Origin of the sequence: Chryseobacterium sp. 2987 (genome assembly GCF_031456375.1) — a bacterium.
GTDB classification, from domain to species: Bacteria; Bacteroidota; Bacteroidia; order Flavobacteriales; family Weeksellaceae; genus Chryseobacterium; species Chryseobacterium vaccae.
Map to the genome: position 1 here is coordinate 98,184 of NZ_JAVDUN010000011.1, position 14,595 is coordinate 112,778.

Here is a 14,595-nt window from a genome sequence, read left to right on the forward strand (position 1 = left end):
GTTGAGGATTTATGATTGCTGTTTTGTATATTAGCCGGCCAAGAAATTAATGACACTATGAAAACTGAAGTTTATATTTTACCATTATTATTGATGAGTACCGTATGTTATTCTCAGGATAAGATTTTCAAAAAGAATGGAGATCAATTCGAAGCAAAAATTACAGAAGTGGGGACTGTGAATATTGCTTATAAAGAGTTGGATAATTTAACAGGTCCTGTTCGTTCTCTTGAAAAGCTGGAGATTTATAAAATAATATATAAGAACGGTAAATCTGAGATTCTTGGGAAATATGAAACAGCTGAGGAAGCTAAGGCCTTAATCATCAATAAAATTAATGAATTCGGTATTGATCGTGACGATGAAGATTTTAAAATAAATGCAGAATTTGAAGGAGATCAGATAAGAATAAATTCAGTCAATAAAAAGGGTAAAGTTCTTAATGAAGGAGAGGTATGGGATTTAGGGCGAGTGGTTGATTTTCATCATATTTCAAAAAGGAAGAACAATATTTTTTTTCTGAATATTGTAACCTACAAGACTAAGAATTCTAAAACAGAGCTGGATAAGTTAGTTATTAAAATGACTGATTATGAAGCCGCTGAAGCAGTACTTGAAGCCATGAAAGATTTAAAGATAATGCTTAAGAAAAATCAGGGTTGATCCTTCTGGCTTCTGATTTCCGTTAAAAAGTTCATCTTGATCACATCATACAGTGAATGTCTGCTCACCAGAATTGAAGCAATGGAAGAAACCATTCCTGCGAGCATCAGGTGAAAAATAAGCGAATGTCTGTCTGTCATTTCCAGCACAATGATGGCAGAAGTAAAGGGAGCACGGGTAATTCCGGTAAGAAAAGCAACCATTCCGGCAAGAATAACCACATTGGTTTCATTGGGGGTTAAATGAATAGCCCCTGAAATAACAGATCCTATACTGGCTCCTGCTGTAAGGGCCGGTGCAAAAATTCCGCCTGCTCCGCCGGATGTAAAGGAAAGGGCAGGCCCCAGCATCCTCAGGATGGGAACATACCAATCTTCATGCTTATCTTTCGTGAAAAGTACCCGTTCCATGATTTCTTTTCCGGAACCCAGGATTTCCCTGTTGATAAAATAGGCGATAGAAGCGATAAACAGGGCACAGATCACTAAAAAGATCACATTGGATTTATCTGTAGTAAGTTTTCTTTTTTTCCAGTCATTCATTTTCAGCATACTCACAGAGAGTTGGCTGGCCAGGATTCCGGCTGTTCCCGCCACAAGAATGATCGGAAACATTACCATAAGAGAAACATCATTGGTCTTCGGATAGCCGAGGTATAAATAAGACCCAGCTAAAGTCTGAGCAGTTAATCCAGCTATGATGACCGCAGTAAACAAGGCGGTTTTAAAGTAGTTGATATGTGTTTTTGAGAGTTCTTCCACAGCAAACACAATTCCTCCAAGAGGCGTATTGAAGGCAGCCGCAAGACCCGCAGCAGCACCGGTCATAATCATATTTTTCTTGGAAATTTTTGGCCACCATTCCGGAAGATATTCATTGACTTTCCTGAATACCGAGCCTGCAATCTGAATAGTGGGACCTTCACGTCCTACAGCTCCGCCTCCGATAACCAGGATCACCGATGAAAGGATCTTGAAAACAATGATTTTAATGCTTAAAAGACTTCTGATCTTTTTATGTTCTTTAGGATTGGCCAGTTCCACAGCAGCCATTACCTGTGGAATACCGCTTCCTTTGGCATTGGGAGCAAACTCTTTCACCAGCCACCATGAAAGAACAAAACCAATGGGAGCAATAATGAAAATCATCCACGCGTGCCAGTCGAGAATGAAGTTTAAAAGATGTTCTCCCCACGCAAATATCTGGGCATACATCACTGCAAAAAAACCTGTAATTACCGACCCTATCCAAAAGGGAATGGCTTGAAGCAGGTTGTACTTAAGCTGTTCATTCCGGATATTGTCAAAGGATTTTTTAAGGCTCCTGCGAAGCAGAACAAAAATTTTCAGCATGTGTGCAGTTTAGAAATGACATGTGAAAAATTATGAAAAATATCCGGGATTTAAAAATGTCAGGATTAAATAATCGGCAAAAACTAAGAAACAGATGAAAAATAGGAGGGAATAAATTACATGTTCAATTTTCACTTTATCTGGGTGTGAGGGTTGAAATAAGTACAATAAAAAAGCTTCCCTGGGAAGAGAAGCTTCTAATTTATCATTTAAACCAGCCTAAGAACAAGCCGTAAATAAATAAGAGGCCTGCAATTAAAGCAAAATTTGTATTTCTGAGGATCAGTTTTTTATTGCTCTGCAATACCAGAGCTTCAATAATCATAAAAATAGCCCAGATTGCGTGGAAAGCCATCATAAACAGCAGATATCCCATTACGCCCCAACCTTGTTCTTGGCTCATGGCAATTCCAAAACCAATAGTTCCGACAATAAGAACGGCAAGACGGATTAAAACATGTTTAATGACGTTTTGTTCTGGAATTTTAGGTGTGCCTGTTTCCTCCTTTTCGTCTTTAAGTTCAAAAAGTTCTTTAAGTTCGGGATCCATTATTTCTGCTTTTTATAAAGGGCAATAAAAAACGGAAGCAGACCTGCGAAGGCAATAAGGTTTAAAACACCAAACAGCCTGAACACCGGCAATGAATAGACCTCGAAAAAGCTTAGGACAATCTGAACAAAATCAATAAGAACGATCACAATCAGTGAGATAATAGCAATTAAAGTTGTATTTTTCATGTTCTTATTGATTTTGTATTGTTATTTAAATTCTATTGAATTGTAAATCTTAGATTTCAGTATTAAGATCCCAGTTTTCAAGATAATCGTGAACGTGCTTCAGCATCATTCCTCCAAGAGAGCCGTCTACTACTCTGTGATCATAAGAATGAGACATGAACATTAAGTTTCTGATTGCAATTACATCCCCGTCTGCGGTTTCAAGAACTGCAGGCTTCTTAACGATCGCACCAATGGCTAAAATAGCAACCTGAGGCTGAGGAATAATTGGAGTTCCCATTAGGTTTCCGAAGCTTCCTACGTTGGATATGGTATAAGTTGCTCCCTGCGTATCTTCTGGTCTTAATTTCTTGTTTCTAGCTCTGTAAGCTAAATCGTTAATTGCTTTTGCAAGACCTGAAAGAGAAAGCTGATCAGCATTCTTGATCACAGGAACGATAAGGTTTCCATCCGGAAGGGCAGTAGCCATACCGATATTGATGTTTTTCTTTTTGATGATATTTTCACCGCTTATGGAAACATTGATCATTGGGAAATCCTGAATAGCTTTCACTACAGCTTTCACGAAAATCGGCATGAAAGTCAGTTTTTCACCTTCACGTTTTTCGAAAAGAGATTTGTTTTTATTTCTCCATTTCACCACGTTGGTTACATCTGTTTCAATGAAAGAAGTAACGTGCGGAGCAATTTGTTTTGCTTTTACCATGTTTTCAGCGATGATCTTTCTCATTCTGTCCATTGGAATGATCTCATCACCCGCAGCCGCAGTAATCGTTGCAGCTGGTGCTGAAACAGGAGCCGGAGCAGAAACCGTCTGCTGAACCGGTGCAGCCTGTTGTGGCTGGCTTCCTCTATTGGCTACATAAGCCAGTATATCTTCTTTGGTAATTCTTCCTTCTAAACCACTTCCTTTGATGGTTTTCAGTTCTGCTTCAGAAATGTTTTCCTGCTGTGCGATAGACTTTACCAGTGGAGAAAGATAAAGGTCTCCAGAAAATTCTACGTTTGAAGCAGCTGCTTTTAATGGTTCTTCAATGGTTTTTAAAGTATTGGCATCAGGAGCTGCTGCAGGAGTTTCAGTTTTTACTTCTTCTGAAGCTGTATTTCCGCCTTCACCTTCAATTTCTAAAATAGCAATGGCTTCACCAACTTTTGCAACTTCGTCTTTTTGCTTTAAGATTTTTACAATTTTCCCCGAAACTGGTGTCGGAACGTCTGAATCTACCTTATCTGTTGCAATTTCTACTACGGAGTCATCCTCTTTTACATTATCACCTTCATTGAATAACCAAGTGATAATCGTCGCTTCCATAACCCCTTCTCCCATTGACGGAAGCAATAATTTGTATTCTGCCATTTTTAATTTTTAGATTTTGACAAATATATAAAAAAAATCGGTTTTTTTATGAAATATATAATTTTAGAAAAATTCAATGTAGATATTCTCTCCTACATTCAGTCCAAATAGGCTTTTCGCGCCGTTTTTCTTGCTTCCTTTATAGATCGTAAGTTCCAACAGCTGGCTGTCATTGAAGATCGCTGCCGACTGGCCGTGAAATTCCGTTTCCCTGTCCCAGTCTGAGACCACTTCTGTGTGGCTGGAAAAGACTCTTGAAAGCGTTAAATTCCTGAATTTGATCATAAAACTTTCATGTCCTTTGCTTATGGTTTCAAAAAGATCTTTGCTGATATTCGAGATTATATTTCCGAAATTATCAATATAGGTTACCTCACCAATAATCATCTTTTCCGACTCGTTATAAACCGGTTTAGGGAAAAGAAGCTGTTTGGCAGTGTCTATTTTTCTTCCAATAACCTCTGGAAGTCCGCCGCCGGCTAAATGCACTGCTGCAGGAACGAAAACATCGGTAGAGGTGAAGTCTACTATGTCATCAAAACGGCTGTTCAGTGTAATCTCATAGATGGCTTCCGGTTTTATATCAAAAAAAATAAGACTTAAAAGCCCATTGTCTGCGGCCAGAAAATAAGAGCCGTCCGCTTTATAGAGAATGTTTTTCCTTGATCTGTTATAAAAACTGTCTACAGAAAGGATATGAATGGTTCCTTTAGGGAAATATTTATAAGCATTCCGAACAATATAAGAGGTTTGTATAAGGTTGAATGCCTGGATATCGTGGGTTATATCAATAATATTAACCTCAGGGTTTAGAGACAGAATTTTGCCTTTCACAGCAGCAACTCTGTAATCTAAGTTTCCGAAATCCGAAGTAAGGGTAATAATTGACATGGATTGTGAAGTAGAATAAATAGTGTTTCCTGCAAAGTTATTTAAAATAAAAGGAAAGCCCGAAAGATTATCGAAAAGAATTTCATATAAATTTGAAAAAAAACGTTAAATTTAAAATCTAAAAATAAAAATACTGCATGTTTGAATTAACCTATGATCTGGAAGATGTTGATGTAAAGATCTTCTATGGTGTTAATAACCAATATTTCAATTTAATAAAATCAAGCTTTCCGACCCTTAAAATTACAGGAAGAGACCATTTTATCTTTGCGATGGGGAATCAGGAAGCTTTAGACATACTTAAACAGAAGCTGAATGATATTGTTAAATTTATTTCCAAACATAATTCCATCGAACTAAAGGATGTTGAAAATATTCTGAATATCAAAGACGAAAATGAAAAACAGCTGATTTTTGACCAGGATATCATTGTAAAGGGGGTAAATGGTAAGATTATTAAGGCGAAAACAACCAATCTTAAGAAACTCGTTAAAGAAACAGAGAAGAAGGATATGGTTTTTGCCATTGGACCCGCCGGAACCGGAAAAACATACACCAGTGTAGCATTGGCTGCAAGGGCTTTGAGAGATAAAGAGGTGAAAAGAATCATCCTGACCAGACCCGCGGTAGAAGCAGGGGAGAGCCTTGGATTTTTACCGGGAGACCTTAAAGAAAAGCTGGATCCGTATTTACAGCCATTATACGATGCACTTCGGGATATGATTCCGCATGAGAAACTGGAAGGGTTTATGGAGAAAAAAGTAATTGAAGTGGCACCGCTTGCTTTCATGAGAGGAAGGACACTGGATGATGCATTTGTAATCCTTGACGAAGCCCAGAATACCACCCATGCCCAGATGAAAATGTTTCTTACGAGAATGGGGATGAATGCTAAGTTTATCATTACTGGAGATCCCAGCCAGATTGACCTTCCGAAAAACCAGCAGTCTGGATTGAAAGAGGCGATGAGAATCTTGAAAGATGTTAAGGAAATAGGCTTTGTACACCTTACCGAAGAGGACGTAGTAAGACATCCTGTGGTGAGAAAGATTATCCTGGCCTATAATGATGAAGAAAAAAGACTGAGAGATTAAATTTCCGTGATCTGAAAATTATTTTAAGAAAATAAGATAGTGCCGTGGAGTATAAACTTCCCGGCACTCTTTATATTGAAGGTCTGAAATCTTAAGCCATGAAAAGAAGAGCATATAAAATTAATATATACTGGAATTATTCTAAATATTTTAATTTGTTTCATGAATACTTGCGGATTTGGAAAAAATATCTAGTTTTGTGTCGAACTAAAAAATAATCATGAAAAAACTATTACTGATTGCAGCCATTGCAATGATAGGCGCTAAAATGAGTGCTCAGGAAACAAGATTCGGGGTAAAAGCAGGATATTCTCTTTCAACTTTAAAATTCAAAGACAACAACAAATCTGAAAGTACAGACCCTTCCCATACGTTCTATGTAGGAGGAGTGGTTGAACATAAACTGAGTGACAAGTTTGCGCTTCAGGGAGAAGTTCTCTATTCAAAACTTGGGGGTAAAATCAACAGACACGTAGAAGATCAGGACGATCCGGGAACATTTTTCGGCGTAAAATCAAAAAGAATGCTAGGAACTTTATTGGTTCCGGTTTCTGCAAAATATTTTATTACAGAGAATTTTTCAGTATCTGCAGGAGCCAGTTTCGGATTGATTCTTACAGCAGAAGAGAAAACCGTAACCGATTTTGGATTAGGAATGATTCCTGGCTTTGAAATATCAGGAAATGATAAAGTAGATGTTAAGGATCAGATGAACACATTGAATATTGCTCCTTTCCTGGGTGCAGAATATGCACTTGAAAATGGATTGTTCTTTGATGCAAGATATAATATGGGTGTTTCTAATTTAGCAAAAAACTCAGGAGATGCGAAATTAACGAACAGTTTTCTTCAGGTGGGGATGGGATTCAAATTCGGGGGAAATTAATCGCTGAAATCATATAACTATTTAACGAAAAGCAGGATAATTTTCCTGCTTTTCTTATTGTTATGGTATTCAATACATGAATTTTGCCTGAGTGATGGAAATATTTAGTAATTTTGCGACATCAATCGAAAACTATTTTAAAAATGAAAAAACTATTGTTACTAGGTGCTTTTGCGTTTTTAGGAGGCGCTGCACACGCACAGGAAGGTTTTAAACTAGGTGGTCATATCGGAGTTCCGGTAGGGGATGCCGGCGATGCTTCTTCATTTACACTAGGAGTAGATGCTGCTTATATGTGGAATATTACAAAAGGTCTTGACCTTGGAGTTACAACAGGGTATTCTCATTTCTTCGGAAAAGATCATTTTGATGATTTCGGATTTATCCCTGTAGCAGTTTCCGGAAAATATAAGTTTTCAGGAGCTCCTATCTTTGTTGGACTAGATTTAGGATACGGAATTTCTACCAAAGATGGAGTAGACGGAGGGTTCTATGCACAGCCGAAATTCGGATATCAGATGTCTAAAGGTGAACTTTATATAGGATATCAGTCTGTAAGCAGTAGACGTGATTACGGATGGTATACTGCCAGTAGAAATATTGGTGCTGTAAATATTGGATATAACTTCTTCCTTAAATAAGAAAACTTAAAAACCAAATAAGAAAGACTTCGGCTCTAAAAGCCGGAGTTTTTTTATGATATTGGCTAGAAATATTAACAAAAAAGAACTTTTTAAAGAGTTGGACTGTAAATTTATGACTTCAAATCTAAACGTTTGTTTAATTTTTGGCGTATAATATCTTAAAAATTAACGTTTTAAAGCTGTAATAAGTGTTAAAAATTTAAATTTTGAATGAATTTTCATGAATTGATGAATTAAAGAAAATAATTGATATTCCAGTACCATTGAAAAATTTCAGTTTTTTTATTCATAATATTGTGAAAACCTCAATGCTGCATTATTGTTATGTTTTAATTTCGGAAAATGATTAATTTTAACAATGATATTAATCAGGTTAACAAATTTTAATATTAGAGGGGCTCACTGTAAATTTGCCCTCAGAAAGTATTAAAATTTTTTAAAATGAAAAAAATATTATTAGCGGGTGCTATTGCACTTTTCGGTTTATCCAACGCTCAGATTGCTAAAGGTACTGCATATCTTTCAGGACAGGTAACTTATGCTCAGGAAGAAGATAACAACTTCGATACAAAAGTAGAAAACTTCAGAATTGTTCCTACTGCAGGATATTTCGTAGGTACAAACCTAGCTGTAGGTTTAGGAGTTGGATACAAAAGCGATAAAGGTACAAAAACTAACACTCAGACTTTTGGAAACACAACTGTAGTTACTGAAATTACTGAAACTAAGCCTGCATTCGTTGTTGCTCCATTCGTAAGAAAATACTGGACTTTAGCTGACAAACTTTACATCTTCGGTCAATTAGAAGTGCCAATGGAATTCGGTAACGTTAAGAACGAAAATTCATCTGTTGCTACTACTACAACCGGAACTGGAACAACTACTGCTACTCAGTCTTCATCTAACAAAGCTAACTACACTACAATCGGTGTTAACGTTAAGCCAGGTTTAGATTATTTCTTAAACAAAAACTGGACTATCGAAGCTACTATCGGTGAATTCGGATACAGAACTTCTAAGTTCGATGTAGATGGTGCGAAAAGTGTAAACAACTACAACTTCGGATTAAACTTATCTTCTGTAACTATCGGAGTTAAATATGTTTTTGCTAAGTAATTAACAAAACATTTATAAAATAGAAGCCCTAAAGAGTAATTTTTAGGGCTTTTTTTTATCTTTATAAATCAAATTTAAACTAATAATCATGAAAAAAATCTTATTAATCGGAGCTCTTGCTCTGTTTACGGGAATGAATGCCCAAACCAGATTTGGGGTAAAAGGCGGCTATGCACTATCCAAATTAACCGGGAATGAAAACGATATTGAACTGGATGGGATTAAAGGCAGTTTGAAATCTAAATCGGGATTTTATATCGGGGCTTTGGTTGAGCACAAGTTCAATAATGAATTTGCAATCCAGGGAGAGTTGGAATATGCCGGTTTAGGCGGCAAAGCTGAAGTGGGTATCGGAAGTATTACCGTAACAGAAAAATTCAAAATGAACAGAATTGTGATTCCTGTATCTGCCAGATATTATGCTACACCGGAGTTGGGAATTTATGCAGGACCTTATATAAGCATTAAAACAAGTACTAAAGTAAAAGTTGAGCTGGAAGGCGCTGTAGGAAATCCTGCATCAATCAATGCTGCTGAGCAGTTTCTTGAAAAACAATTTAATGACGGGCTGAAGTCTGCGGATTTCGGACTTTTCTTTGGAGCAGATTATAACATTTATAAAGGTTTATTCGTTGATGCAAGATACAGTTTTGGTCTGTCTAATATGATCAAAGATCCGGTGAACGATGAAAAAATGAAAATGAACTTCCTTCAGATCGGAGTAGGGTACAAGTTTAAATAGAGATCTTTTTTGATAAATTAAAGTCCTGAAATTTATTTCTCAGGACTTTTTTTATATTTGTATAAAACTAATATTTAAACAATAATCATGAAAAAACTACTATTAATAGATGTTATAGAGCTTTTTTGATGGTTTGACATCAAAATAACTAAAGACAGCCAGATGATCCGAATGGGTTTCAATAATATACTACAGCCCTAAAGGCGGCTATCCAGAAGGTAATTCTAAAGTAAATTAACTTACCACCAATATCAAAAATTTTAAAGTGAATGTGAATTTTTCTTCTTTTATCAAAAGCAGGGTTAAGAAATCCTGTCAATAATCAATTGTATAGAGACTTTTTACAATCGAAAGTTTGAAGGTCTTGATAAGGAAATCAGAATATATTTTTAAACAATAACTATAATAACCATGAAAAACATACAATTAGTACAGCTTGATAAATACAAAGAAAACCCGAATTACGAGCTGACTGAAGGAAACATCTACAGAGATATTGAAGAGAGTCATTATGTCTTTGCCCTGAGTTATGAACTTGAAGGAGAGGAAGATTCACAATACCCGCTGGAAGATATACTTAATCAGTTTTACCTGCATGTATCCGATTTTATTGATGAGGAGAGCTATTATGCTTCAAGAAATGTTACTCTGGAACTTGGAGGAGAATTGGAAGATGTACAAGCAGCAATAAATGGAATCATTGGTAAACGTGTGTACAATGAAGAATATGATGATGAAGAAGGTATAACAAGAGTAAAGCTGGTGATAGAGTAAAGACAATAATACTTATAAAAAATAAACGAATCCCATGAATGACAGCAACGAAAAATATATTGAACATTACAATCTGAAACAACAGGCCATTGAAAACACATTGGGCCCTTCGGCAGAAGTGATTGGCCACGCAGTAATCCCATTCAGGGTAATTGCAGGCATGACATTAGGAGCCGTGGATATGCATTATTTTCCAAATCACATAGAAGGAACCGGGTTTACCACAATGGAACTCATCACTACGGATGGAAAAGGTACAAAACCCAACCAAAAAGGAACGTATGAGCTGATCGCATTTACAAAACAGCCTTTCAACGATATCAATCAGGACCCTCCCACCGCATTCAATACCATGGAAAGACGTATGTGCGAAAACTTTACGCAGATAGCAGGTGCAGCATACGGGAGAGTATTCAATCCGTATGAGATCTGCCAGATATCCGGAAGCGATGGCCAGCCAAGATATATCATTTTTGATGTGTATGAAGAATTTGATATTGAAGGTCGCAAACACCATCTGCTGCTATGCATGGAGATATTTGAAGAAGAGCTGGCTACCGTAGAAATGTTTGGACATGAGGGGTTCGTCAATATGCTGAAGATGATAAAAATTTATCCATACAGCGACCTTGACAGGAATTGGGTAGGTGTTAAAAAGTAATCTGTACGGAACAAAAATAATTTGAAATGGAAAAAGAATTTATATTGTCACCTTCAAAAAAGAAATCTAAAATTGAAGGGTTTCCCAGCCTGAAAAGCTGCCTGAACGATACAAAAGGGTTCAAAAAGAAGCTGCTGCCTATTGTAAAGCTGGACGGTGGCGTAGTCAATGAAAAATGGGAAGGAATTCCATTTACTTTCATCATCCAGAATGTGGATGTAAGCCGCATGGACTTCCGTCTGGAAGATCAAAAATACCGACTGCTTGCCCCGCTTAAACTGGAAAAAATTGATGAATTTGAAGAATATGAGGATATGGGTGTGAAGCGTAAGCACCTTCAAACCTCGGTAGACAAGATAGAAGAACTTAATTATAAACAGGTAGATCATTACAGCAATGACGGACTTCTGATGCAGTCGGGCTCGTATTCGTACAGTCCACAGAAGCGTCTGGTATACAGTTATAATAAAGTTGGCGGAGCACTCATGCCGGTTACAAAAATAGTACAGTATTATAAAGGCAACGGGGAATGGCTGGATTCGGAATTGCATACCTATCATTATGATGCAGATGGATTCATTGAAGGAATTACCATACATCAGCCGGGAGGCGATATAAAGATCACTGAAAAGATCCTTTACAAAAAGACCCGCAAGGGCTTCACTGCATCAAAGGAACTGGCCTCCCACATTCTTCCTGCAATAGATAAAAACCTTGGGGTTACATACACGCGGATACCTTTTTCAGCTAAATTTGAAGAAGAAGAGGATGCATGGTACCTGGAAATTGAGGGACGTTCCATTACTTTAAAAAAGCCGGTAACCAATGCTGATTATGGCGACATGATATATCGGCATGCATTTAATCATTTCTATGATTCGTATTCCGGATTTCTCAAATATACCTGTAAAATTGAAAGACAAGATGAGATACAGGCCAAAGTCAATGAAAATGATAGTCTGCCCGACACTATTGAATATACTTTCAGCTTTCCTGAAGAAACCAGTGATGCACCTCTGGAATACACCGTGAAAAGTAATAAGAAAGTGGTAATGCAATGGAAATGGGGCGGTAAATATACCTTTGAACATTTGGGTAATGAAATACAGGTAACTTCGGAAAATAGATATGGTACCGGGCAGTTTGTTCTTTCCGGACAATATACCCTGCAGCAGGCCATAATGATCGTACATACCGAAAGCTATCTTTGGTGTAGCAATTTTGAACAGGAAAGAGTTTTTGACTGGCCTAGAGAGCTGAAGTTTATCTATAACAAAACTGAAAATGGTATTGAGCGCATTATGCAGGAAGTAGAAATAAAAGATAACCCAACCGAAGGCACATTGCGTACAGGTGAACCGGACTGGCTGCAAAGTGACGAAACCCCACATGACCCAGACGGGCAGGAGATGGAATTTGTAGCCCAACTGGACCACGACCATATGTTCGGATCGCTGTTTTTGTTTTATTCGGAGAAGCACCAGATAGTATCTCAGGTGTTTCAGTGTACATAATGCTATATCATAAACGACCTTGAACAATATTAACCGAAATAATTTAAAATGGGAAAAGATTTCATACTGTCCACATCAGAAAAGAAGACTAAAATAGAGAGTAATCCCAGTTTGGGAAGCTGTCTGACTAGCATTAAAGGTTTCAAAAATGTATTGAAGCCTATTTTAAAGCTGGACGGCAGTATTGTTGATGAGAAGTGGGAAGGTATTCCTTTTATTTTTTTTATCCAGAATGAAGAGATGGGCCGTATGGATTTCCGGCTGGCAGGCGGTAAATATCAGCTGCTTGCTCCGCTTAACCTTAGGAAGCTTGATTGGTATTACCTTAATAAAGAGCGCGAATATCTTCAGACCTCAATAGATTATATTGAAAGCCTGAGTTACGAAAGGGTGGATAAATATAGTAATGACGGCCAGCTGACGCAGTCAGGTTCGTATTTATACAGACCCAATGAGCGTGACATCTACGGCTATGAAATTATCAACGGAATATCCATGCCTGTTACGGAGACTGTGCAATATTACCTTGGTAATAGAAGATGGATGAATCTGAAATTTTTCAGATACCATTATGATGCCGATGGCTTTTTGAAAGAAATTACCATGCACATTCCGGAATGTGATGTAAAGATCACCGAAAAGATGCTATACAAAAAGACCAGGAAAGGCTTCACGGCCTCTAAGAAAATGGCAAAGCATCTCATTCCATTAAAGAAACTAAGCTCTTACAGCAGATATGATATGTTTTCAGCAGTTTTTAAAGAAGATAAGACTGATTGGAATATCAAAGTAAATTATTGGAACATTCACGGTATACAAGATAAAAATGTAATGGCTGATGCAGGAGAAGTAATCAAAAAATTTGCGGTTGATCATTTTCGCAGTTCATACAGCGGAATCAATTACCATAAACGGGATGGAATACATGTTGAAGTCAGTGAAAAAGAAGGTCTGCCTGATACATTTGAGTTTACCCTTAAATGTCTTGAAAAAAATGAGGTATGGAAAAGAAATTACATTGAAAAGAGTGAAAATAAAGTCATTCTGGATAGGGGCAACGGGAAATATACCTTTGAACATATTGGCGAGAAGATAAAAGTAACAAAAGAAGAATATTCTAAGACTAAACGCTTTAGTCTTTCAGGGAAGTATACTCTGCAGCAGGCTGTAATGATGCTGGAGACCCAAAGTTATTTGTGGTGGCATGACTTTGAACAGGAAAGAGCGCTTGATGGGATAATGCATCCGTACGGTAGTGAACCTGCCCTGTTGAATTTCACCAACAATAAAACTAAAAATGGTATTGAGCGCATTGTACAGGCGGTAGGGCATCATTATGAAGATGATGAAGAAGACGGTGTGCCTTTCGACAAATTGTGGATAGGCGAAGCAGCTGCCTGGGAACAGAAAGATGAGATACCGCTTGATCCCGACGGGGAGAAAATGAAATTTGTAGCCCAGTTTTACCGTTATGGATTGTGGGGAACACTCTACCTGTTTTATTCGGAAAAACACCAGATGATATCCCAGATATTTCAACCCTCACCATATTAATATTAAAATTTCGGAAAGATGGAACTTAATGAATTGTACAATCAATTGATAGCAGAAGGCTGCGTCCGTTTTTGTATTGAAGGGGTTGGTGGACAGCGTTATGATGATATGGAACGGCTGGAAATGAAGGCTGGGCAATGGCAGATCAATTATTATGAACGGGGACAGGTAGTGGAAACCCTTTTTTCAAGCCCGGATAAACAGGAGGCAATCCGTTTTTATCATGACTATGTGATGAAAATACATCATTGTCATCTGGTAGTCTTTACACGCTCATTGTCTGTATTTAATTGGTATAAAGACATATTGGAAAGTCTCGACATCAAGACAATGCAGAACGATATAAAGGAAGATCATGATTATAAATACAGGTTATTTGTAACCAACAAAGATATTTTTAAGGTAAAAGAATCATTTGATGAAATTCCTTATTTTGACGAGGACTTAAAAAAATCATAAAAAAATCCGGTTCACATCTGGACTGCCCCCAAAAAGTTAGACACTTTTTAGGGGTATTTTTTTATGTATAGAAAAGAAAAATTTAGCGTTGCTTTCAAATTAGAATGTATTAATCTTCACAAAAACTCTTATCGTTCGATTGAATCTATA

At 37.2% G+C, this 14,595-nt stretch carries 16 protein-coding genes; 11 read left to right on the forward strand and 5 right to left on the reverse strand.

All coding sequences use genetic code 11. The features are described 5' to 3' along the window. Nucleotides 1-57: 57 nt before the first annotated feature. A complete protein-coding gene (locus tag J2Y40_RS22160; RefSeq protein WP_310001422.1) occupies nucleotides 58-663 on the forward strand; it encodes a hypothetical protein in 606 nt (201 codons plus the stop codon). On the opposite strand, the gene J2Y40_RS22165 is transcribed toward J2Y40_RS22160, so the two are convergent. From J2Y40_RS22165 to J2Y40_RS22185, 5 genes are all read right to left on the reverse strand, one after another. Continuing rightward, the gene (locus J2Y40_RS22165; protein ID WP_310001424.1) at nucleotides 654-2,015 is read right to left on the reverse strand and encodes a chloride channel protein; all 1,362 of its coding nucleotides are present in this window, start codon (nucleotides 2,013-2,015) and stop codon (nucleotides 654-656) included. The two genes, J2Y40_RS22160 and J2Y40_RS22165, sit on opposite strands and share 10 nt — an antisense overlap. A 205-nt stretch (nucleotides 2,016-2,220) precedes the next feature. Then, nucleotides 2,221-2,565 (reverse strand): hypothetical protein, encoded by a 345-nt coding sequence (locus tag J2Y40_RS22170; RefSeq protein WP_153392750.1) that lies wholly within the window; start codon nucleotides 2,563-2,565, stop codon nucleotides 2,221-2,223. Next, a complete protein-coding gene (locus J2Y40_RS22175; RefSeq protein ID WP_153392747.1) occupies nucleotides 2,565-2,753 on the reverse strand; it encodes a hypothetical protein in 189 nt (62 codons plus the stop codon). The genes J2Y40_RS22170 and J2Y40_RS22175 overlap by 1 nt, the downstream gene beginning before the upstream one ends. Nucleotides 2,754-2,802: 49 nt before the next feature. After that, entirely contained in the window at nucleotides 2,803-4,110 is a 1,308-nt protein-coding gene (locus J2Y40_RS22180; RefSeq protein ID WP_153392744.1) for a dihydrolipoamide acetyltransferase family protein, read from the reverse strand. A 63-nt stretch (nucleotides 4,111-4,173) separates the two neighbouring features. After that, entirely contained in the window at nucleotides 4,174-5,001 is an 828-nt protein-coding gene (locus tag J2Y40_RS22185) for an S-adenosyl-l-methionine hydroxide adenosyltransferase family protein (RefSeq protein WP_153392741.1), read from the reverse strand. 137 nt (nucleotides 5,002-5,138) lie between these two features. Between J2Y40_RS22185 and J2Y40_RS22190 the strand changes: the two genes are divergently transcribed. From J2Y40_RS22190 to J2Y40_RS22235, 10 genes are all read left to right on the forward strand, one after another. After that, entirely contained in the window at nucleotides 5,139-6,095 is a 957-nt protein-coding gene (locus tag J2Y40_RS22190) for a PhoH family protein (RefSeq protein ID WP_153392738.1), read from the forward strand. A gap of 220 nt (nucleotides 6,096-6,315) precedes the next feature. After that, nucleotides 6,316-6,981 carry a porin family protein gene (locus J2Y40_RS22195; protein ID WP_153392735.1) on the forward strand — a complete coding sequence of 222 codons (666 nt, stop codon included), beginning with the start codon at nucleotides 6,316-6,318 and terminating at the stop codon, nucleotides 6,979-6,981. A 143-nt stretch (nucleotides 6,982-7,124) separates the two neighbouring features. Then, nucleotides 7,125-7,622: a hypothetical protein gene (locus tag J2Y40_RS22200; RefSeq protein ID WP_310001431.1), complete on the forward strand. Its 498-nt coding sequence runs from the start codon at nucleotides 7,125-7,127 to the stop codon at nucleotides 7,620-7,622. Between the two features lie 444 nt (nucleotides 7,623-8,066). Then, nucleotides 8,067-8,741: an outer membrane beta-barrel protein gene (locus J2Y40_RS22205; protein WP_153392729.1), complete on the forward strand. Its 675-nt coding sequence runs from the start codon at nucleotides 8,067-8,069 to the stop codon at nucleotides 8,739-8,741. A gap of 88 nt (nucleotides 8,742-8,829) precedes the next feature. After that, nucleotides 8,830-9,483 (forward strand): porin family protein, encoded by a 654-nt coding sequence (locus J2Y40_RS22210; protein ID WP_310001433.1) that lies wholly within the window; start codon nucleotides 8,830-8,832, stop codon nucleotides 9,481-9,483. 411 nt (nucleotides 9,484-9,894) lie between these two features. After that, nucleotides 9,895-10,257, forward strand: coding sequence for a hypothetical protein (locus J2Y40_RS22215; RefSeq protein WP_153392724.1), 363 nt, complete (start codon nucleotides 9,895-9,897; stop codon nucleotides 10,255-10,257). Between the two features lie 34 nt (nucleotides 10,258-10,291). After that, nucleotides 10,292-10,918: a hypothetical protein gene (locus J2Y40_RS22220; protein WP_310001437.1), complete on the forward strand. Its 627-nt coding sequence runs from the start codon at nucleotides 10,292-10,294 to the stop codon at nucleotides 10,916-10,918. A gap of 26 nt (nucleotides 10,919-10,944) precedes the next feature. Continuing rightward, entirely contained in the window at nucleotides 10,945-12,432 is a 1,488-nt protein-coding gene (locus J2Y40_RS22225; RefSeq protein ID WP_310001439.1) for a hypothetical protein, read from the forward strand. A 48-nt stretch (nucleotides 12,433-12,480) separates the two neighbouring features. Beyond that, a complete protein-coding gene (locus tag J2Y40_RS22230; protein ID WP_310001441.1) occupies nucleotides 12,481-13,986 on the forward strand; it encodes a hypothetical protein in 1,506 nt (501 codons plus the stop codon). Between the two features lie 18 nt (nucleotides 13,987-14,004). Further along, the gene (locus J2Y40_RS22235) at nucleotides 14,005-14,445 is read left to right on the forward strand and encodes a hypothetical protein (protein ID WP_153392712.1); all 441 of its coding nucleotides are present in this window, start codon (nucleotides 14,005-14,007) and stop codon (nucleotides 14,443-14,445) included. The last annotated feature ends 150 nt before the right edge of the window (nucleotides 14,446-14,595 follow it).

Coding starts and splice junctions, on each gene's coding strand:
- J2Y40_RS22160 (WP_310001422.1), top strand. CDS start 58: ATGAAAACTGAAGTTTATATTTTACCATTATTATTGATGAGTACCGTA.
- J2Y40_RS22165 (WP_310001424.1), bottom strand. CDS start 2,015: ATGCTGAAAATTTTTGTTCTGCTTCGCAGGAGCCTTAAAAAATCCTTT.
- J2Y40_RS22170 (WP_153392750.1), bottom strand. CDS start 2,565: ATGGATCCCGAACTTAAAGAACTTTTTGAACTTAAAGACGAAAAGGAG.
- J2Y40_RS22175 (WP_153392747.1), bottom strand. CDS start 2,753: ATGAAAAATACAACTTTAATTGCTATTATCTCACTGATTGTGATCGTT.
- J2Y40_RS22180 (WP_153392744.1), bottom strand. CDS start 4,110: ATGGCAGAATACAAATTATTGCTTCCGTCAATGGGAGAAGGGGTTATG.
- J2Y40_RS22185 (WP_153392741.1), bottom strand. CDS start 5,001: ATGTCAATTATTACCCTTACTTCGGATTTCGGAAACTTAGATTACAGA.
- J2Y40_RS22190 (WP_153392738.1), top strand. CDS start 5,139: ATGTTTGAATTAACCTATGATCTGGAAGATGTTGATGTAAAGATCTTC.
- J2Y40_RS22195 (WP_153392735.1), top strand. CDS start 6,316: ATGAAAAAACTATTACTGATTGCAGCCATTGCAATGATAGGCGCTAAA.
- J2Y40_RS22200 (WP_310001431.1), top strand. CDS start 7,125: ATGAAAAAACTATTGTTACTAGGTGCTTTTGCGTTTTTAGGAGGCGCT.
- J2Y40_RS22205 (WP_153392729.1), top strand. CDS start 8,067: ATGAAAAAAATATTATTAGCGGGTGCTATTGCACTTTTCGGTTTATCC.
- J2Y40_RS22210 (WP_310001433.1), top strand. CDS start 8,830: ATGAAAAAAATCTTATTAATCGGAGCTCTTGCTCTGTTTACGGGAATG.
- J2Y40_RS22215 (WP_153392724.1), top strand. CDS start 9,895: ATGAAAAACATACAATTAGTACAGCTTGATAAATACAAAGAAAACCCG.
- J2Y40_RS22220 (WP_310001437.1), top strand. CDS start 10,292: ATGAATGACAGCAACGAAAAATATATTGAACATTACAATCTGAAACAA.
- J2Y40_RS22225 (WP_310001439.1), top strand. CDS start 10,945: ATGGAAAAAGAATTTATATTGTCACCTTCAAAAAAGAAATCTAAAATT.
- J2Y40_RS22230 (WP_310001441.1), top strand. CDS start 12,481: ATGGGAAAAGATTTCATACTGTCCACATCAGAAAAGAAGACTAAAATA.
- J2Y40_RS22235 (WP_153392712.1), top strand. CDS start 14,005: ATGGAACTTAATGAATTGTACAATCAATTGATAGCAGAAGGCTGCGTC.